The organism is Micromonospora sp. Mcm103 (assembly GCF_024519755.1).
GTDB lineage: Bacteria > Actinomycetota > Actinomycetes > Mycobacteriales > Micromonosporaceae > Micromonospora > Micromonospora aurantiaca.
The window spans coordinates 1-18,609 of record NZ_JALJRJ010000021.1; the positions used below are offsets into that span (position 1 = coordinate 1).

General features: G+C 72.7%; 15 protein-coding genes and 1 pseudogene. 6 read left to right on the forward strand and 10 right to left on the reverse strand.

What is annotated here, in order from left to right; all coding sequences use genetic code 11:
• A pseudogene (locus tag OC439_RS23470) lies at positions 1–215 on the reverse strand (phosphatase); the annotation flags it as partial.
• Between the two features lie 169 nt (positions 216–384).
• Here OC439_RS23470 and OC439_RS23475 point away from each other — a divergent pair.
• Both OC439_RS23475 and OC439_RS23480 read left to right on the forward strand, forming a co-directional pair.
• Positions 385–954, forward strand: coding sequence for a sigma-70 family RNA polymerase sigma factor (locus tag OC439_RS23475; protein ID WP_013283619.1), 570 nt, complete (start codon positions 385–387; stop codon positions 952–954).
• Positions 951–1,640 (forward strand): anti-sigma factor family protein, encoded by a 690-nt coding sequence (locus tag OC439_RS23480; RefSeq protein WP_262015326.1) that lies wholly within the window; start codon positions 951–953, stop codon positions 1,638–1,640. The genes OC439_RS23475 and OC439_RS23480 overlap by 4 nt, the downstream gene beginning before the upstream one ends.
• Before the next feature lie 84 nt (positions 1,641–1,724).
• Here OC439_RS23480 and rarD read toward each other — a convergent pair whose 3' ends face one another.
• The 4 genes from rarD to eccE form a co-directional block, all read right to left on the reverse strand.
• The gene (gene rarD / locus OC439_RS23485) at positions 1,725–2,651 is read right to left on the reverse strand and encodes an EamA family transporter RarD (protein ID WP_262015327.1); all 927 of its coding nucleotides are present in this window, start codon (positions 2,649–2,651) and stop codon (positions 1,725–1,727) included.
• Positions 2,648–3,136 (reverse strand): GNAT family N-acetyltransferase, encoded by a 489-nt coding sequence (locus OC439_RS23490; protein ID WP_262015328.1) that lies wholly within the window; start codon positions 3,134–3,136, stop codon positions 2,648–2,650. Before OC439_RS23490 ends, rarD begins: the two co-directional genes overlap by 4 nt.
• A 104-nt stretch (positions 3,137–3,240) precedes the next feature.
• Entirely contained in the window at positions 3,241–3,627 is a 387-nt protein-coding gene (locus OC439_RS23495) for a phage holin family protein (protein WP_013283623.1), read from the reverse strand.
• A 67-nt stretch (positions 3,628–3,694) separates the two neighbouring features.
• The gene (eccE, locus tag OC439_RS23500) at positions 3,695–5,497 is read right to left on the reverse strand and encodes a type VII secretion protein EccE (protein ID WP_262015329.1); all 1,803 of its coding nucleotides are present in this window, start codon (positions 5,495–5,497) and stop codon (positions 3,695–3,697) included.
• A 245-nt stretch (positions 5,498–5,742) separates the two neighbouring features.
• Here eccE and OC439_RS23505 point away from each other — a divergent pair, with 245 nt between their 5' ends.
• Both OC439_RS23505 and OC439_RS23510 read left to right on the forward strand, forming a co-directional pair.
• Positions 5,743–6,060 (forward strand): WXG100 family type VII secretion target, encoded by a 318-nt coding sequence (locus OC439_RS23505; RefSeq protein ID WP_262015330.1) that lies wholly within the window; start codon positions 5,743–5,745, stop codon positions 6,058–6,060.
• A 20-nt stretch (positions 6,061–6,080) separates the two neighbouring features.
• On the forward strand, positions 6,081–6,374 hold the full coding sequence (locus tag OC439_RS23510) for a WXG100 family type VII secretion target (protein WP_135242906.1): 294 nt from the start codon (positions 6,081–6,083) through the stop codon (positions 6,372–6,374).
• Positions 6,375–6,423: 49 nt separating this feature from the next.
• Here the strand turns inward: OC439_RS23510 and mycP are convergent, their stop codons facing one another.
• Entirely contained in the window at positions 6,424–7,647 is a 1,224-nt protein-coding gene (gene mycP, locus OC439_RS23515) for a type VII secretion-associated serine protease mycosin (RefSeq protein WP_262015331.1), read from the reverse strand.
• Between the two features lie 152 nt (positions 7,648–7,799).
• Here mycP and OC439_RS23520 point away from each other — a divergent pair, with 152 nt between their 5' ends.
• Positions 7,800–11,114 carry an SseB family protein gene (locus OC439_RS23520; RefSeq protein ID WP_262015332.1) on the forward strand — a complete coding sequence of 1,105 codons (3,315 nt, stop codon included), beginning with the start codon at positions 7,800–7,802 and terminating at the stop codon, positions 11,112–11,114.
• Positions 11,111–11,476 carry a hypothetical protein gene (locus OC439_RS23525; RefSeq protein ID WP_013283629.1) on the forward strand — a complete coding sequence of 122 codons (366 nt, stop codon included), beginning with the start codon at positions 11,111–11,113 and terminating at the stop codon, positions 11,474–11,476. Before OC439_RS23520 ends, OC439_RS23525 begins: the two co-directional genes overlap by 4 nt.
• A 1-nt stretch (position 11,477) precedes the next feature.
• On the opposite strand, the gene OC439_RS23530 is transcribed toward OC439_RS23525, so the two are convergent.
• The 4 genes from OC439_RS23530 to OC439_RS23545 form a co-directional block, all read right to left on the reverse strand.
• Positions 11,478–12,410: an alpha/beta fold hydrolase gene (locus OC439_RS23530; RefSeq protein ID WP_194802020.1), complete on the reverse strand. Its 933-nt coding sequence runs from the start codon at positions 12,408–12,410 to the stop codon at positions 11,478–11,480.
• 132 nt (positions 12,411–12,542) lie between these two features.
• Positions 12,543–12,881 (reverse strand): hypothetical protein, encoded by a 339-nt coding sequence (locus OC439_RS23535; RefSeq protein WP_262015333.1) that lies wholly within the window; start codon positions 12,879–12,881, stop codon positions 12,543–12,545.
• Between the two features lie 169 nt (positions 12,882–13,050).
• Positions 13,051–15,453 (reverse strand): immune inhibitor A, encoded by a 2,403-nt coding sequence (locus tag OC439_RS23540; RefSeq protein WP_262015403.1) that lies wholly within the window; start codon positions 15,451–15,453, stop codon positions 13,051–13,053.
• Between the two features lie 356 nt (positions 15,454–15,809).
• A complete protein-coding gene (locus tag OC439_RS23545) occupies positions 15,810–18,593 on the reverse strand; it encodes an immune inhibitor A (RefSeq protein WP_262015334.1) in 2,784 nt (927 codons plus the stop codon).
• Positions 18,594–18,609 lie beyond the last annotated feature (16 nt).

Here is an 18,609-nt window from a genome sequence, read left to right on the forward strand (position 1 = left end):
CCGAAGCCGAGCACCAGTGCGCCGACCGCGCCGGCCCGGACCACGCCGCGCCGGGAGATCTCGGTGCCGACCACGTCGCCGAAGTACGGGTTGTCGGTCGGGTTCGGCACCGGGTGGTCGCACGCGTTGCCGCACCGGTACAGACAGGTCATCGCGTCGCGGCTGCCGTGGCGGGTGCCACCCAGCAGCGGAAGCAGGCGAGGCCGGTCGCTCATGAGGTGGAGCCTCCTGATCTCAACGTCGGAAGGCGCGCGGGTGATCGGCTCGCGCGCTCACCCGCCGGACGCTGCCAGGGCACGGTGAGCGGGGATCGGCCCGGACCTGAACCGGACGTGAACAGCTCCGCGTTGACCTGCGGATGAACCGTTCGGCGTCACGGCACGTATGGAAGGGCGAACGCATCGCCGGTTTCCCCGCCGCCGGAAGCGAGGTACCGCCATCAGCGACCACGACGCCCAACTGCTGCGCGCGCTGCACGACGAGCATGCCGACGCGCTGTACGCGCACGCCCTGCGGCTCGTCAACGGCGATCGGCCCCGCGCGGAGGACCTGGTGCAGGAGACGCTTCTGCGCGCCTGGCGGCACCCCGAGTCGCTGGACCCGCGGCGCGGCTCGGTACGCGCCTGGCTGTTCACCACCGCGCGGAACCTCGCGATCGACGCCTGGCGGCGGCGTTCGGCCCGGGTCGGCGAGGTCTACACGGACGAACTGCCCGAGACGGCGGAGACGGTCGACGAGACGGAGCGTGCGGTGGAGGCGTGGACCGTCGCCGAGGCGCTCAACCGGCTCAGCCCGACTCATCGGGAAGTGCTTGTCGAGTGCTTCTACCAGGGGCGTTCGGTGGCGGAGGCGGCGGCGCGGCTGGGCGTTCCACCGGGGACGGTGAAGTCGCGTACCCACTACGCGCTGCGCTCACTACGGTTGGCGCTGGCCGAGATGGGGGTGACCGGGTGACAGGCTGCGAGTTCGCGCACGACGACGGGGCGTACGTGCTCGGTGCCCTCGCCCCGGCGGACCGGGTCGCCTACGAGCGGCACCTGGCCGGGTGCGCGCAGTGCCGGGAGGCGGTGGCCGAGATCGCCGTGCTGCCCGGCCTCCTGGGCCGGCTCGACCCGGCCGGGCTGGAGCAGTTCCTGGAGGTCGGGCCGGAGACGTCACGGGTACCAGCGCTGCTCGACGCCGCGCGCGAGCGCAAGCGCCGCGAGTGGTCCCGCTCCCGCCGACGGTACGCGCTGACGGCGCTCGCCGCCGCCGCGCTCGCGGTGCTGGCGGGCGTCGGCGTGGGGCTCGTGCAGTCGCCGGCTGAACCGTCCAAGCCGCCGGTGGCGCTGGCCTCGATGCGGCCGGTGGCCGGGACGGTGCCGGTGCACGCCGAGGTGGGGCTGACCGAGACGCCGTGGGGCACCGAGGTCACCATGCACTGCGGGTACGACAGGCGGGCCGGGCACCGGGAGGCGTACACGTTCCGGCTGGTGGCGCACGGCCCGGACGGCGCGACGGAGCAGATCGGCTCGTGGCTCGCCGCCCCCGGTGACGACCTGCGCTTCTCCGGCGTCACCCGCTTCACGAAGGGGGAGCTGGTCCGCCTGGAGTTGCTCCGAGGAACGAACGCCCCCGTCCTGGCCTACGACCTCCGCTGACCCTGCCCTTCTCTCCGTTGATCTTGTACTTGTGGCCCTCGGCGCGGGCGATTCACCCCTTTCGCCGGGGCGGAAAGTGCAAGATCAGCGAGACGGGATGGGGGTGGGGGCGGCGTGGGTGCGGGCGGCCTGGCGGGTGCGGTGGGAGTGGCGCAGGGCGTCGGCGGTGAAGACCACCAGCGCGAGCCAGACCAGGGCGAAACCGGCCAGCCGGGCCGGCGGCATCGGCTCGTGGAAGATCAGCACACCGCAGCCGAGCTGGAGGATCGGCGCGAGGTACTGCAGCATGCCGACAGTGGACAGCGGCAGCCGGTTCGCCGCCCCGGCGAACAGCAGCAGCGGGATCGCGGTGGCGGCCCCGGCCAGCACCAGCAGCGCGGTGTGCCCGGCCGACACGTGCCCGAACGTCGAGTCGCCGCGCGCCGACAGCCACCCCAGGTACGCCAGCGCGGGCAGTGCCAGCACCGCCGACTCGACGAACAACCCTTCCGTGGCGGGCAGTGCGAGCCGCTTCTTGACCAGCCCGTACCCGGCGAAGCTGAACGCCAGGGTGAGCGCCAGCCAGGGCAGGCGGCCGTAGTCGACGGTGAGCACCGCCACCGCGAGCGCGCCCACGCCCAGTGCCGCCCACTGCGCCCGGCGCAGCCGTTCCCGCAGCACGAGCACGCCGAACAGCACGGACACCAGCGGATTGATGAAGTAGCCGAGCGCCGTCTCCACCACCCGGTCGGAGTTCACGCCGTAGATGTACGTGCCCCAGTTGACGGCGATCAGCGCGGCGGCGAGCCCGATGCCGGCGAGCGCCCGGGGCCGCCGGGCCAGCTTGCGCAGGAAGCCCGCGTGCCGTGTGGCGGCGAGCAGCAACGCCACGAACGCCACCGACCAGAGGATCCGGTGCGCGAGGATCTCCACCGGCCCGGCCGGGCGCAGCAGCTTCAGGTAGATCGGGAAGAAACCCCAGATCAGGTACGCGCCGACGCCGTACAGGTAGCCGAGCCGGAGCTGGTTCACCGCTCCACCGTAAGTGGTGGATCCTTTTCTTGGTCCTTATCGGTGACCGGCGTCACCCGCTGATCCAGCTCCATCCACCGATCCGCCGCGACCGGCCTGAAGCCGATCTTCGCGTAGACCCCGTGCGCGTCGAGCGTGGCGAGCAGGATCCGGCGTACGCCCAGCTCGTTCAGGTGGTCGCGGACCGCGCCGGTCAGCCAGGTGCCCAGCCCGCCACCCCGCTCGGCCGGGTCCACGTACACGTCGCACAGCCAGGCGAACGTGGCCCCGTCGGTGACCACCCGGGCGACAGCGACCTGCCGGCCGTCACCCGGCCGGTAGACGCCGAAGCCGATCGAGCCGGCGAACGCGCGCGCGACAGTCTCCCGCTCGCGCCCCAGCGCCCAGTACGCGTCGGTGGAGAGCCAGTCATGCACCCGGTCCAGGTCGATCCGGTCCGGGTCGGTGCTGATCTCGTAGCCGTCCGCGCGGGTCACTGTGAACACGCGGCCGAGGCTAGTACCACCGCCCCGCCCTCTCGCCAGCCAATTCCCTCCTGCTGGCCTGGTGAGCCCGGCCGGCCGCCGGGGCGACCGGCCGGGGTCCGGCGTCAGTCGCGGTCGAGGACGGCGCCGAGGATCCAGGTGACGATGCCGACGAACAGCGCGCCCAGCACCGCCTCCGGCCAGAACCCGTCCACGTGGAAGGGCAGCCCGGCCTCACCGGCGATCCAGCTGGTGAGCAGGAAGAGCAGGCCGTTCACCACGAGCGCGATCAGGCCGAGGGTCAGCAGGTAGAAGCCGCACCCCACGGTCTTGATGATCGGCTGGAGCACCGCGTTCACCACGCCGAAGATGACCGCGACGAGCACCAGCGTGATCACCGTCTCGGTGGCCGAGTCGGAGTCGAGCGAGATGCCCGGGATGAGCAGGGTGGCGAGCCAGAACGCCACCGCCGTCGAACCCACGCGAATCAGAAGACCCTTCAGGAAATCCATGGCCGGGATCGTGCCACGGCCGTACCATCAGGGGAAGGCTCGACCTGGTACGCGGCGGCGCGGCTCGTCAGTGCCGGGCCGGGCGACCGACCAGTTGCGACTCGACGGGCGTGGGCGAGAGCAGCGCCCAGCGCAGGGCCCGCCGGTTGACCACCGCCACCATGTCGTCCCGGATCCGGGTCAGCCACTCCGCGGAGCCGCCCAGGCCCAGCGCCGCGCCCGCCAGCGCCGCTTCGTCCGGGTCGAGCGGCTGGAGGATCGCCAGGTCCGCGCGGGCCAGCGCCTGCGTGTCGGCCGGGGTCAGCTCGTCGCGGACCAGCAGGACCGACTGCCAGGCGGCGGCCGGGCCGGCCTCCGGCGGCACCGGGCCGGCGTCCACCACCACCAGCAGCGGGTGCAGCGGCGAACCGGGCGCGCCGCCGACCGGACGACCCGGCGGAAGCAGCGGTACGCCGCCACCGAGCGTCCCGACACCCCGTACGAACGGCTCCCAGAACCGGGGACGACCGGTCTGCACCACCACGCGCGCGCCGAGCGCCAGCGCCCGCAGCACGAGCAGTTGCGCCGCTGCGACGCCGCCGACGAGCAGCACCCGGGTCGTGGCCGGACGGAACAGGCGGACGGTGAGCGCGGCGCCGTGCCGGTTCGCGCCCACCATCAGGCCGGCGGTGGCAGGCGGCAGGTCCAGCGCGGGCGGAGGCGAACCGGCCGGGGACGCGACTCCGCCGGTCACCGCCAGCGGCAGCGTGGCGGCCAGCCCGGCCAGGTGCTCACCGTCGAGCCGGCGCAGTTCGCCGCCGACGTCACCGGCGACCCGGCGCAGCGTGCGCTCCGCGGTCGACAGCTCGGCCGCGCTCCCGGCCGCCACCCGTACCGCCAGCTCGGCCGGGACCGGCGTCGCGCCGACGCGCGGACCGGCGGTGAGCGCGACTGTGGTGGCGGTGGCCGGCAGCGCGAGCAGCCGCCCCACCAGCCCGCGGGCCGCCTCGCCGCGCGGATCCGGCCACCGGCGCAGACGCCAGGTGGCCTGCGCCAAGCCACCGACGGCGAGCAGCGGCCAGGTCTCCCGCACCGGGGCGCCGGGCTCGTGGTGGGCCAGTTCGGCGATCACCCGCAGCGCCGCGTCGCCGCCGAGCGGCCGTGCGGTGAGCGGGCCCAGCCGGCGGACGAGCCGCCGCAAGGTGCCGGACAGCGCCCGCAGCAGATCCTCGTCCGGCCAGCCGTCGGCGCGCAGCACCTGGACGGCCAGCACCACCCGGGTCCGCCCGGCCACCCGGCCGTCGGTGAGCTGACGGTACGACGTACCCGCCGGGCCCCCCGCGACGGCGGGCGCGGGTGCGGGCGACGCCGAGAACACCAGCTGCAACCGGATCGCGGGGGCGTCCGGGCCGGCCGGTGGAAGCAGGTCGAAGGGCGTGGGCAGCTCGGGCGCGTGGTCGCCGAGCAGGTCGTCCGGGTCGCCCAGCTCCAGCAGCGCGGTCAGGCCGGCGGCGTCGTGCACCACCGCCGCGCCGCCGGACGCCTCGGTCGCGCCCACCACCGTGCCCGGCCGGAGCAACTCCAGCAGCGCCGCCGGCTCGGCCGTCGCCGGCAGGGCGCGGCGCCGGGTCAGGTACGCGGCGGCGGTGACGAGCCACTCGTGCAGCCAGCGGCCACGCACCCGCACCCACGCGGCGGGCAGCAGCAGGGCCGCCGCCAGCAGCGAGACGGCCGTCGGCACGACACCTCGACCGGCGGACGCTACCAGTGCCGCCACCGCGACCTGGGTCGCCACGATCTGACCGGCGCGCAGCCGCGCTGCCGACCGGCTCGTCCACTGTGGTGCCCGAACCGGGACGGACGCGGGCCGCTCCGACGTGCTGGCGGTCACCGCACCTCCTCGCCGGGCCTCCGCGTGACGCTGCCGTGGCTCATCGTAGTGGGCGAGTTGTCCACAGGGGAGCCCGAAGGGGTAGCAGAACCGAAGTCGGACGGCTACCGTCAGCGACGAAATCGTCGAGTTGCGTGTCCGCCGCCGCCGGGCTTCCCCCTCCACCGGCCCCGGGCCCCCGCCGACGAGTCCACGGTGGTCACACGGTGGCCAGCCACGACCGAGGAGACGAGGTGACGTCCGGGATGTCCCAGACCCAGGCAGAAGCCGCGGTGATGCAGCAGACCGCCGCGAAGTTCGAGCAGGTCGACCAGTCGCTCCAGAGCATGCTCAGCGGCCTGATGGCCGAGCTGGAGGTGCTGCAGCAGGCCTGGCGGGGCGCCGGTGGGCGCTCGTTCGCGCAGGTCAAGCAACAGTGGGCGCAGGATCAGGCCGCCCTTCAGCGGGCGCTGCGCGAGACCGCCACCGCGATCCGCAGCGCCGGCCGCCACTACGACGTCTCCGACACCGAGGCCGCCGGCCGGGTGGCGGGCACCAACCGCGGCATCCAGCTGCCTCTCTGACAACCGGAAGGATCGAACTTATGGAGCACGGTGTGCTGGTCGTCAACTTCGCCGCCCTGCAACAGGCCGGCGCCGACATCCAACGGGCGCTGTCCACCCTGGAGAGCCAGCTCGGTCAGCTCGAACGCGACGCCGCCCCGCTGGTGGCGAGCTGGAACGGCGAGGCCCGCGAGGCGTACGAGGTGCGGCAGTCCCGGTGGCGGGCCGCCTCGCAGGACCTCCAGGCGATGCTGCGCGACATCAAGCTCGCTGTGGAGGATTCCGCGGCCGACTACCTCGACACCGAGAAGCGCAACGCCAACCTGTTCCAGTGAACCGACGCCGCGCGGCCCGGGCAGGTGACCCGGGCCGCGCGACTCGCCGTCATCTCGGCGCGACAGTGCCGGCCGGGTCGGCCGCCCGCCAGCGTCGCCGCGCGCCGCGCGGCAGCACCAGGGCGAGCGCCGCCACGAGCACCACCGCCCCGCCCGCCACTGCGGCGGCCAGCAGCGCCCGGTCCCGGGCCGAGTCCCGGCGGGACTGGCGGGCCAGTGCGGCCGGATCCGGGCGGTCCTCGGGAAGCGCGGCACCCGGCCGGGTACGGGAATCCGTCGCGCCGGCCGACTCGGTCACCGCCCGGTACGGGTTCAGCACCCCCGCGCCGTAGCCCGCGTCCCGCCCCGGCGCGGGGTCGGCGGCGGCCACGATCCGCCCGGCCACCTCGTCCGCGCTCAGCCGGGGCCGGTACTGGCGCAGCAACGCCGCCGTACCCGCCACGAACGGGGTGGCGTAGCTGGTCCCTTCCGCCCGCTGATGCCCCGACCGGGGCGCCGCCATCAGCACCTCGCTACCCGGGGCGACCACGTCCACGTACGAGCCGGTCTGGGAGAACGCGGAGCGTGTCCCGTCACGCCCGATCGCGCCGACGCCGAGCACCCCGTCGTACGCCGCCGGGTAGGGCCGGGGGTCGCCGTTGTCGTGCAGGTTCCCGGCGGCGGCCACCACCACCACGTCCCGGCGCACCGCGTAGGCGACGGCGGCGCGTACCGCCGGGTCGTCCGCGTACAGGACGACCGAGAGGTTCAGCACGTCGGCGTCGTGGTCCACGGCCCAGCGGATGGCCCGGGCGAACCCGGCCGCGTCGACCGTACGCCCCGACTCCCGTCCCTCGACCACCTGCTGCTCGCTGACCCGTACCGGCAGGATGCGCGCGTCCGGCGCGAGGCCGCGGAACGCGACGCCGGGCTGCGGGGCGGCGGCGATGATGCTGGCCACGCCGGTGCCGTGCCCGGCGCAGTCCCGGGTGCCGTCCCCTCCGCCGTCGAGGAAGTCGGCGCCGTCGAGTACGCGGCCGGCGAGCTGCGGATGGGACCGGTCCACACCCGAGTCGACGACCGCGACCACGACTCCGGCGCCCGTCGCGAGCGGGGTGAGCCGGTCCGGGGCGTACCGCTGCTGCGGCCACGGCTGGTCCGCGACCGGGCGGGCCGGCGCGGGCGGCGAGGCGCAGCCGGCCGGCGCGCGAGCTGCGGCCGCGGCGGCCGGAACCCCGGTGACGAGGAGCGTCGCCAGGGCGGCCACGACGGGGTACGCGACTGGCCGAGACATCGACGACCTCCGTAGCGTGTCGGCTCCGGAACGGGATGTTAGCGCTTCGCTCACTCCGGGGCCGCCCGTCGATGGGCAGAAGTCCTGATCTTGCCGCCACCTTGTAGGTTGTATGCGATGCCTGTGGCCTGTTCGCGGAAGGAGAGGTGGCCGTGACCGGATGGGAGCCGGCCACCGAGGCCGAGGTGGCGATGCGGGATGCGCTGCGCGCGCAGGACCAGCAGCAGTACTTCCGCGTGCTGACCCGCGTCGATCTCCTGCTTCCGATCGCGAGCGGGCCGTCCGCCGGGTGGGGCACCTGGACCGCCGGGGGTCGTACCCACGTCCTGGCCTTCACCTCCGTCGCCGCGCTGCGCGCGAGCCTGGGGGAGAACGCGGGTGCCACCCGCCGCGTCCCCTACCCGGATCTGGCGGCCGGCTGGCCCAACCCCGAGTGGTGGCTGGCGGTCAATCCCGGCCTGCCGATCGAGGGCTACCTGCCCGCCTGGTACGTGGCTCAGCTCTCCCGGGGCGACGTCCGCCTCCCCGGCCGCACCATGGGCGCCCGCGCCCGGCTGGAACGGGTGGAGAACGCCACCCGGGGAGCCCGGAACACGGTGCCCGAGGCCGCGCCCCGCCCGCCTGCCGTCCCCGTCCCCCCGGCCGTCGTCACGCCCGCGACCGTGCCCCATGCCGCCGTCCCGCCGGCCGCTGTTCCGCCCCCGGCCGTGCCGCCGCCCGCGGCGCCGCCCCCGGCCGTGCCGCCGGTCGCCGGTTCGCCCGGCCGGGACGAGCGGCTGACGGAGGCCGGTGAGCCGCCCACGGTGCCGATGCGGGCCGCCTCGGTCCTGGGGCGACGGCTGCCCACCATGCCGCCCCGCCGCCGAGGGCCGGCCGGCGACGTCCGGAGCCGGACCGCTCCCGGCGCCGAGCCGGACACGGACGCCCTCGACGGCTGGCTCACCGACCTGCGCCGCCGCCCGGACGAGCCGGACCCGTTCGCCGCCGCCCCGGCGGCACCCGCCGACGAGCCACCGGCCGCCGCCGCTCCGCCGCCGGCCCGCTCCTTCTTCGAGCCCTCGTCCGGCGGCCGCTCGGCCCGTCGCCCGTCGCCGCTGGACCCGTCGCGCCGGGCCGGTGAGCGTGCCGCCCCGCCGACCCGGTTCGCCGGCGGACAGCCGTTTCCGCGCCGGCGGCCGCTGAACGAGCCGGTACGCGAGGGGCCGACCCAGGCCTTCCCGACACGGACGGACGAGCCGTCGACCGCGCCCCGGTCGGAGGAGGCCACCCAGGCGTTCCGGCCGACCCGCCCGTCCGAGGACGCGACCGAGGCGCTGCCCCGGCGGCACACCGGCCCGGCCCCGGCTGCGCACACCGCACCGGCCGCTGCGGCGCAGGCCGGACCGGCCGCCGCGCACGCCGGACCGGCCACTGCCGACGGGTGGGGAGCCGCGCCGGGCAGCACGGAGGGCGACACCGCGCGGTGGGAGACGATCGACGAGCCGGTGGAGGAACTGCCGCCGTCGATCGCCGAACCGGTGTCCGCGCCGCCCACGTCGCGCCGCGACTTCACACCCATCGTCATCGAGGGCACCGTCATCGAGGCCCGTGACCTGACCGAGCCGGAACCGGTCCGGTCCGCGCAGCCGACCAGCCCGGTGCGTGCGGAACCGGCCGAGGGTGCGCCCTGGGCCGGCACCGCCGACCCGACGATGCCGCTCTCCGTGGACCGGCCGGTCGCCGACGACACGGTGAACCTCGCCGAGCCGGCGCCGACCCACCTCGGCGCGCCGGACCGGAGTTCGGAGCCCGACGACTCGACGGTGTCGCTCGCGTCGGCATCCGAGCCGACGACGTCGCTGTTCGAGCCGTCGTCCTCGGCAGGCGAGGCCACGGCACCGCTGTTCGCGTCGTCGTCGGCCGAGCCGACGGTCTCGTTGTTCGACCGGGTGCCGGCCGAGCCGACAGCGCCGCTGTCCGGTCCGGCTGAGGGCGAGCCGACGGTGTCGCTCGCGTCGGCATCCGAACCCACCACGTCGCTGTTCGAGTCGCCGGCAGCCGAGGCCACGGCACCGCTGTTCGCGTCGTCGTCGGCCGAGCCGACGGTCTCGTTGTTCGACCGGGTGCCGGCCGAGCCGACAGCGCCGCTGTCCGGTCCGGCTGAGGGCGAGCCGACCGCGCCGCTGTCCACGTCGCCGGCTGAGGCCGAGCCGACGGCGCCACTTGCTTCGGCGTCCGAGCCGACCACGTCGCTGTTCGAGCCGTCGTCCTCCGCAGGCGAAGCCACGACGTCGCTGTTCGCGTCGTCGTCGGCTGAGCCGACGGTCTCGCTGTTCGACCCCGCACCGACCACGCCGCTGTCCGATCCCGCTCCGGCAGAGCAGCCGACCGTCTCCCTCTTCGAGCCGCCGACAAGCGACGACGAACCGGTCACCACGTCGCTGTTCGCGTCCAGCGACGCCACCGTCGCGCTGTCCCCGCCGACGGCGGAGCCCGCGGCACCCGCCACGACAGACGACCCGCCGGCCGCCGAGTTCGTACCGGCGAACGACGTCGAGGAGGAGCTGCTGGCCGCCGCGGGCAGCGGCAGCACCGACGGTTTCCTCACCACCCTGCTGCTGGCCCGGGTGCTGCTGCCGGTCGCGCCCGACTCGGTCGCCGGCAGCCGGCCGGGCGACAGCGGCTTCGTCTGGCACGCCGACCAGGTCGACGGCGAGCGGTGCGTCTCGGTCTACACCTCGCCGGAACGCCTGGCCGAGCACACCGAGGGCCAGATCGAGACGGTACGGGTCAAGTTCGTGCAGCTCATCCGCAGATGGCCGGACGTGGCCTGGTCGTTCCGGGTGAACCCGGGCAGCCCGGTCGGCGCGACGTACCCGGGGGAGCAGGTCCTCGCGCTCGCCAACTGGGCGGCCGAGGTGGGCCTCGGCGACGACCCGGAGCCGGCCGCCGCGCCGCAGCCGGCGGAACGACAGCGCCCGGAGGCGCCCACCATCGCCGCGAACCGGCCGGTGACCATGCAGAAGGTGATCGCGGCGAGCCAGCTCGCGTACTACCTGGAGCGAGGCTACGACCGGGTCTCCGGCTTCGTGCACCGGGCCGGGGAGCTGGCGCATCTGCGTACCCCGGCGGAGCTGCACGGCGCGCTCGGGCTCAGCCACCCGGGTTCGCCGTTCTCCCCCGACGACGAGGAGATCTACCTGCTGCGCTGGCCCGCCTACCGGCCGAGCCTCTACCGGATCCCGTACGGCGGACCGAACGAGGCGGCGATGCGGGCGATGGAGGGCTGGGTGATCGAGCGGCCCCCGTTCCGCGGCAACGGCTTCGCGCCGGGGGAGAGCAGCGATGTGATCGCCGAGTTCAAGGTGGACAGCGCCCGGCTTCCGCACGGCGCCGAGCTGTGGCGGGTCGGTGCGGACGGCGACAGCAGGCTGGTCGCGGTCCTGGACACCGACGAGCTGCTGTGGCGCAAGGCGGACGAGGCGTGAGCCGCGACGGCTACGTGGCCCGCTGGCGGGGCCGGGAGTACCAGGCCAGCCCCGACGGCGACGACATCCGCCTGTACCAGCCGGGCCCGGACGAGGGATTCACCGAGGTACGCCCCGGCCGGTACGTCCGGGTGGTGCCGGCCGCCGAGGTCGACGATCTGGCGTACGTGCGGACCACCTGCACCTGGCAGGGGCAGCCGTTCATCGTGCTGGCCGAGCACGAGGGCTGGCTGCGGCTGGAGTACACCGGTGGGCGCTGGCCGGTGGCCGAGGCGATGGGACTGGAGGCGTTCGACTTCGGCGTCTACCAGGGCTGGGCGCCGGCGGCCGAGGTGGCCGACCTGGGCGAGCAGCGGGTCTGAGTCAGGACTTCGCCCAGCGCAGGATCTCGCCGAGCACCAGATCGCGCGCCTCCACGTGCGGGAAGTGACCCACGTCGTCGAGCAGCCGCCACTCGTACGGGGCGGTGACGTAGCGGCCGGAGCCCTGGGCGGTACGGGGAAGTGAGGCCCGGTCGAGGGCGCCGTGCAGTTGCAGGGTCGGCGTGACCAGTGGCTTCTGCATGAGCTTCACGAAGCGGTAGCCGTGCAGCCGCAGCACCGAGCGGAACGCCCAGCGGTAGCCCTCCATCGCGCAGAACGCGGCCTGCGGGATCTGCATCGCCACCCGGCAGCAGTGCGCGTAGTCGGCGAAGTCGGGACCGGACACCCAGCGCGGCCCGCCCCACCGGCGCAGGATCTCCTCCACCTCGGCGGCGTCGTCGCGGGTCAGCACGTGCTCGTAGCGGGGGAGCTGGAACTTCAGCGTCGCGGTGGCCGAGGTGAACTGGCCGCGCGGGTCGGCGAAGATGGCCGCCCGCAGCCGCAGCGGGTGCGGCGCGCCGAGCACCACGAGCCGCCGGACCAGGGTCGGGTGGAAGGAGGCGGCGGTCCAGCCGATCAGCCCGCCCGCGCCGGTGCCGACAACGGTGGCCGACCGTTCACCGAGCGCCCGGATCAGGCCGGCGACGTCGGCGGCGAGCGTGTAGCCGTCGTACCCCCGGGGGGGTTTGTCGCTCGCGCCGTAACCGCGCAGGTCGACCGCGACCGCCCGGAAGCCCGCGTCGGCGACCGCCGGCAGCATCTCGTGCCAGGCGTACCAGTATTCGGGGAAGCCGTGCAGGAAGAGCACCATCGGACCGGTGCCCGCTTCGACGACGTGGAACCGGCTGCCGTTGGCGCCGACGAACCGGTGCGTCCACGGCCCTTCGGGCAGGACGCAGGAGTCGTCGACGGGTCCGCCGCGCTGGTCGGTCATGGGGCACAGCCTAGGGCCGCCGGTCACCCACCGGACCCGCAGGTGACGAGGATCAGGGATTTCTCCGGGCGGTCACCCGGAACCGCGCACCCGGGCCGACTCCCGGCGTCGTGAGCGGCCTGCCACCGGCTGTCACTCCTCGATGATCCGCATGGGGATGCCCGGTCCGCAGTCGACGGAGCGGTCCCGCGCGGTGAGCCGCAGCGTGACCAGGTCGCCCTTGCGCAGCTCACCGGCGTTCGGGCCGTACACCGCGTACTCCGTGCCGTTCTCGTCGATCAGGCCGTAGCACGGCCCGGAGCCGCCCCGGGTGATCCAGCCGGCGACGACGCCCGTCGGCCGGTTGTCGGTCGGCGTCTTCGGCGGCCCGGTGGGCCGCCGAAGCGTCGGCAGGTCGGTGGCGGACGAAGGCGTGGGGCGATCGGCGGGCGAGGCGGGGCCGCTCGCGGCCGGCTGGTGGTCGTCGGACACGGATCCTCCGTCTCGGCCGCGCCGGCGATCAGCGCCCTCGCGGGGCGCCCGCCGGCGTGGTGCGGGTGTCGAACGGATGGGACGCGGGCGGGGTACGCCGGGTTCCCGGAAAGGGCGATGCCCGGGCGGGTGAACCGCCCGGGCATCGTGTGGTGCGTCGATCAGTGGATCAGGAGAAGCGGACCTTCAGCGAGGTGCCGTTCTGCTCCAGAACCTTGATCTTGGTGCCGGTGGCCGGGAGCTTCACGCCGTGGTTCGGCAGCTCCGGGAACCAGTACTGCTTGGTGTCGTCGAACAGCGGCTGCGCCGCCTGGCCGCGGATGTACTGCGGCTGGCTGTTGAGGTGCAGCGTGAACGAGTCGGCCTTCTTCAGGCTGAACGGCGCGTCGTAGACCTGGACGCGGGCCCGCCAGGGCGCCCCGGTCAGGTTGTAGATCGGCCGCGGGTGCGCGTCGATGATCATGTTCCGACCCTCACCCGGGTGCGCGAACGTGTCGTTGTCCGCGAACCGGAGGTTCCAGTAGGAGATCAGCAGACCCTCCTGGTACGCGTAGTGGTCCACGTAGTCCGGGCGGGTGTTCGCGTAGCCGAAGAAGTACGGGCCGGTCTTGAGGTACTTGTCGTACGAGACGTACGACCGGTTGCCGGCGATGTAGTAGTTGTCGAACTTACGGGTGTAGGTCTCCTCGACGATGCTGTAGCCGCTGAGGGTCCAGCCGTTGGCACCGGCCTCGGCGCCGTCGGTGAGGAGGGTCTGACCGTCGGCGGTCACGGTGATCGCGTCACCGTAGAAGCCGCCCTCGGAGACACCGCCGTCCGTCTGGTAGCGCAGCCGGAACTGCACGACGTTTCCGGCGACCGCGTCCATCGGGATGTTGACGTCGACCCACTGGTCGTTGCTGGAGCCGTCCAGGGCGTAGCGCCCGGGGGAGATCTCCTTCAGCGGGGTGCCGTTGGCCGTACCGGGCAGCGAGGTCCAGGTCTGGCCACCGTCGGTGGACGCCTCGAAGAACAGGTAGTCGTAGTCCGCCTCGATGCTGTAGCGACCCTTCATCGACAGCGCGGCGCTGGTCTTCCCGGTGAGGTCGACAGTGCGCGTCATCGTGGTGTTCAGGTCGTCGTCGTTGCCCGAGAAGAACTGCTTCGTACCCTCGAACGGCTTGCCGTTCTGGAACGTGTACTCCCGCTGCGGCAGCACCACCACGGCGCCCTGGGCCTTGTTGGAGTTGTACTCCTGCGGGCCCAGCTCCAGGGTGCGCTTCTGGCCGGCCACGACGACCTCGTAGTCGAGCCAGCCGAGCTGGAGCTTGTTCCAGGCGCCGAGGTCGCCACCGCGCTCGCCGATGCCGCCGTCGTTCTTGGCGCCGAGCCGGCTCTGGGCCATCAGGGTCCAGTGCTCGTTGTTGTTGTCCCCACCGCTGACCACGTTGTAGTCGTCCGGCAGACCGAGGTCGTGGCCGTACTCGTGGTAGAAGACGCTCCGGCCACCGTTCTCCGGCTGGATGGTGTAGTCACCGATCCAGACGCCGGTGTTGCCGATCTGGGTGCCGCCGGCCGGGAAGTTCTCCGGGCCGGTGTTGCCCTGGTCGCTGGCGAAGGCGTACCACCGGTGGCTCCAGATGGCGTCCTCACCCTGGTACGGGTCACCGTCGGCCTGGTCGCCGCCGGCGTGGACGATCTGGAAGTGGTCGATGTAGCCGTCCGGCTCGTTGAAGTTGCCGTCGCCGTCGAAGTCGTACCGGTCCCACTCGTCCATCGCCTTGACGTCCGCGGCGATCTCCGCGTCGGAGCGGCCCTGCGCCTTCTGGTCGGCGACCCACTGGTTGGCGGCGTCGCGGACCAGCGCCCAGGTGTTGGTGCAGACGTTCGAGGCGCACGGGTAGCCGTCGGAACGGCCGTAGCGGGCCTCGTTGTACCGCACCTTCACCCAGTTGGTGACCTCGCCGTCGACGCTGTACCGACCCGAGGACTGGGCCTCGTAGTACTGCTTCAGCGACTCGTCACCCGGGTTGGTGCCGAAGTACAGCTGCCGGAAGTGGTCGGCGCTGTAGTCGGCCTGCCACACGGTGGAGTTGTCCACCGCCCGGTTGGGCTGCGGGATCTGGTTGCGGAGCGGACCGTCGAACCGGGTCGGGCCCGGGGTGTCCGGGTCGGTGTCCTGGTCCGGGTAGTTCGGGTGCCGCTCGTCGCCGAACTCCGCGAGGATGACGAAGATCTTGTCGGTCCGCTCGCGGGAGAGTTCGACGTACTGGTCCTTGGTCGGACCCTTGCCGGCCTTGGTGCTCTTGGCGGACCTGCCCGCCGCGGCACCTTCGGCAGCCCGCTCGCCGACCTTGACGACCGTGCTGCCGTTGATCTTCTGGGCCTTCGCCCTGCCGGACAGGACCTCGCTCAGGCCCTCCTGGCGCAGCGCGCGCCGCTTCTCCTCGAGCGGGTTGGGCAGGTCGTGCTCAGCCTGCGCAGGCTCGGCCACCGACGGGGCGGCGGCCGGCAACTTCGGCGTCGGCGCGGCGCTGGCGGCCGTGCCTGCCATCAGCCCCGTCGCGGTCAGCGAAAGCCCGAGCAGACCCACTGCGACTTTGCGCACGTGGTACCTCCGGTGTGAGGGAACCGGCCCAACTGGGGGTACGGGCCGGTGGAACGTCCCACTAGTGGGACCAAGGGTGAACATAGACACTGCTGCGACTGGTGGGAAGATGTGTGCGTCGATTTGTAGCAACTTTTTGTTGGGGATGCTTTTCACCGTCACACGTCGGTCCGTCACCGAGCCGTTGACCAGCAGCGATGCGTCGATCATGTAGTGCAGTGACAGTCATGGATCAATTGGTTACGCGGAAGGGCCGGGAGCACTCACGCTCCCGGCCCTTCCCCCATCGACACCGTTCAGATCATTTTTCGGTCATTCCGGTTCCGCTTTGACCGTACCGTTCAGTTGCGCGGCGGAACCACGTACACCCGGGCGTACGAGTTGTCCTTGGCGGCTCGCTTGATGATGATCGAGACGCCGTACTGGACGCCCGCGTCACCCGGGTTGCCGGTGCCGAGCACGATCGCCCCGCCACCCAGCGTCGAACCGTAGTAGTCCGTCGCCGGAGTGCCGTCCGGGTTCACCACCCGGGTCGTGTACTGCTGGTTGCCCCGCGACGGGATGACCACCGAGGCGTCGTTGTCCCGCGAGTACGCGGCACCGTCACGGATCTCGATGCCCGGGTACCAGCCCTTGGCGTCGGTGAAGCCGCGCACCGGAGCCTGCGGGCCGAACTTCGTGCAGTACTCGCTGTACGGCTCGTCCGCCGCCTCCAGGCACTCCTTGAACGGGTACGTCGGCTTCAGGCCGAACGCGGCGTTGGAGGACTGCGGCCGGCTGGGCAGGTTCTTCAGCACCGACGGGTCCTTCTCGGCCGCGACGCCCTTGCGGCGCAGCGGGTCGTTGTGCGAGTCGACGATCAGCAGACCGCCCTTGGCGCCGTAGCTGGGCAGCGCGGTCATCTGCGCGGTGACGTGGTTGACGTCGCCGAGCTGGGTGTCCCGGTACCAGACCAGCATGCCCGGCGCGTTGTACGCGATCCGGTCGACCTTCCAGGCCTCGTGCGAGTAGACGGTGTCGTAGGTGTACTTCAGGCCCTTGTCGAAGCCGTCGAAGTTACGCCACTCGGCCAGGTAGTAGTGCGACTTCACCTGAGTGCCCGAGTCGATGTACCAACCCGCGCCGCTGGTGTCGGTGAAGGTGCCGCCGGTCTGGGTCCAGCCCGCCGCGCCGCTCTCCACGTCGTCGCTCCAGGTGGTGGCGCCGCCGCCGGTCACCGAGAAGTCGTCGGCGAACCAGCCGCGCTCCACGAACGCCTCGTCGGTGGCGTACCGCAGCCGCACCTGCACGGTCTGCCCGGCGTACGACGACAGGTCGACGTAGTCGTGCCGCCAGCCGTTCGTGCTGCCGGTCAGGCCGTACTTCTTGTTGCCGAAGTCGACCATGCGGCCGTTCGGGTCGGCGTAGCCGTCGTTCGTGGAGACGAGCGCGCCGCCCTCGGCGTACACCTTCTGCTCGTTCCAGGTGGCGCCGCCGTCGGTGGAGACCTCGACGAAGCCGAAGTCCCAGTCCGCCTCGATGACGTAGTTGTTCCACATCCAGAACTTCGCGTCGGCGGCGTTCGGGACGGTCACCGTGCGGCTGAGCTTGACGTCGGCCCAGTTCTGGTCGGCGCCGGAGTACCACATGTTCCCGCCGCTGTGCGGCGTCGCCAGTGAGATCACCTTGTCCGGCAGGTCGATCTTGATGCCGTCCTCGGTGCCGACCGGCGTACGCGACGTCTGTCCGAGGTTGACCAGCTTGGACCGGTCACCCGGCCCGAACGTCTTCGGCTCGGCCCAGCCCAGCACCCACTTGTCCCAGAGGCCCATGTGGGTGGGCAGCGCCTGGAAGATCTCGCCGGAGTGCGAGCCGGACGCCATCAGGTCCCAGAAGTCCACGTCCGAGTCGGCGTTGCCGGAGGTGTCGTAGAGGTCCGGCAGGCCCAGGTCGTGCCCGAACTCGTGGGCGAAGACGCCGACGCCGGCGTCCTCCGGCTGCACGATGTAGTTCGACACCTTCAGGTTGGTGCCCGGAATCGTGTAGCCACCGGCCACGGTCGAGGAGTGCGCCCAGACCGAGTAGATGCCGACGTCGCCGCCACCACGGGACTTGCCCTGGTTGGCGTGCACCAGCACGAGGTGGTCGATCACGCCGTCCGGCTCGTGGTAGTTGCCGTCGCCGTCGCGGTCGCTCTGGTCCTCGATGTCGTAGTCGGCCCAGGGGAAGTCCGGGTCGGCCGCGGCCAGCGCGTCGATCGCGTCGGTGGCGAGCCGGCCGGCACCCTGCGGGTTGTCCGGGTGGCCGTTCATCGACTGCTCACGCCCGGCGACCCAGTTGCCGTTCTCGTCCTGGAAGCAGCGCGAGGCGGCGTACCAGCCCTCCGAGTGCGGCACCGTGATCCACGGGCTGGCCTGCCCGTCCACGGTGTACGCGTTCTTGGACATCTCCAGGTACATGTTGTGCATGGTCCGCCCGGCGAGGCTGATGCCCGGCTTGCCGTCCGGCCCCTTCAGGTCCTTGCGGACCCGCTCGGTGATGCCCTTCTTGCTGTACAGCATCTTGTCGTAGTGGGCCGGCGAGAAGTCCGGCACCCACATCGAGTTGTTGTCCTTGTGCGGCAGCGTGGCCGGGTTCGGGATCGTGTTGTGCCGCGGCCCGTTCTGCACGGTGCCGGGCACGCAGGTGCGGTCCTCGAACACCGTCTTCGGGACCATCACGTTGGTGAAGTCGTCGTTGGCGTTGTCGTTGAACTCGACGAGCAGCGTCAGCAGCTTGGCGGTCTGCGTACTCTTGGCCTTCTTGATCTTGCGAGGACTCTGGCCGGTCCGGATGGACTTGGCCTCCAGCTTGGCCAGCTCGCGCGCCGCGATCGGGTTGCCCCCGGCGTACTTGCGGTCGTAGGCGCGGGCCTCGTCCGCCGGCGAGGAGAAGATGCCGTCGCGGCCCTTCACCTCCTTGCCGCCGGTGTCCGGCTGGACCTCGGGCTCGGCGTAGTTGATGTAGTGCTCGTCCGCCCCGATCGTGACCGGTGCGGACCGGGCCGGCTGAGCCGCCGCGCTGCCCGTCACGGTCAGCGACGTGGCCGCGAGCGCGATGGCGGGCAGTGCGACGAGTAAGCGTCGCCGTGCCCTGTGCTGCGACATGGGGAGCATGCCACTC

Excerpts from the sequence above, each read along its gene's own strand:
- OC439_RS23475 (WP_013283619.1), top strand. The coding sequence starts at position 385 with ATGGAAGGGCGAACGCATCGCCGGTTTCCCCGCCGCCGGAAGCGAGGT.
- OC439_RS23495 (WP_013283623.1), bottom strand. The coding sequence starts at position 3,627 with ATGGATTTCCTGAAGGGTCTTCTGATTCGCGTGGGTTCGACGGCGGTG.
- OC439_RS23505 (WP_262015330.1), top strand. The coding sequence starts at position 5,743 with ATGTCCCAGACCCAGGCAGAAGCCGCGGTGATGCAGCAGACCGCCGCG.
- OC439_RS23510 (WP_135242906.1), top strand. The coding sequence starts at position 6,081 with ATGGAGCACGGTGTGCTGGTCGTCAACTTCGCCGCCCTGCAACAGGCC.
- mycP (WP_262015331.1), bottom strand. The coding sequence starts at position 7,647 with ATGTCTCGGCCAGTCGCGTACCCCGTCGTGGCCGCCCTGGCGACGCTC.
- OC439_RS23530 (WP_194802020.1), bottom strand. The coding sequence starts at position 12,410 with ATGACCGACCAGCGCGGCGGACCCGTCGACGACTCCTGCGTCCTGCCC.
- OC439_RS23545 (WP_262015334.1), bottom strand. The coding sequence starts at position 18,593 with ATGTCGCAGCACAGGGCACGGCGACGCTTACTCGTCGCACTGCCCGCC.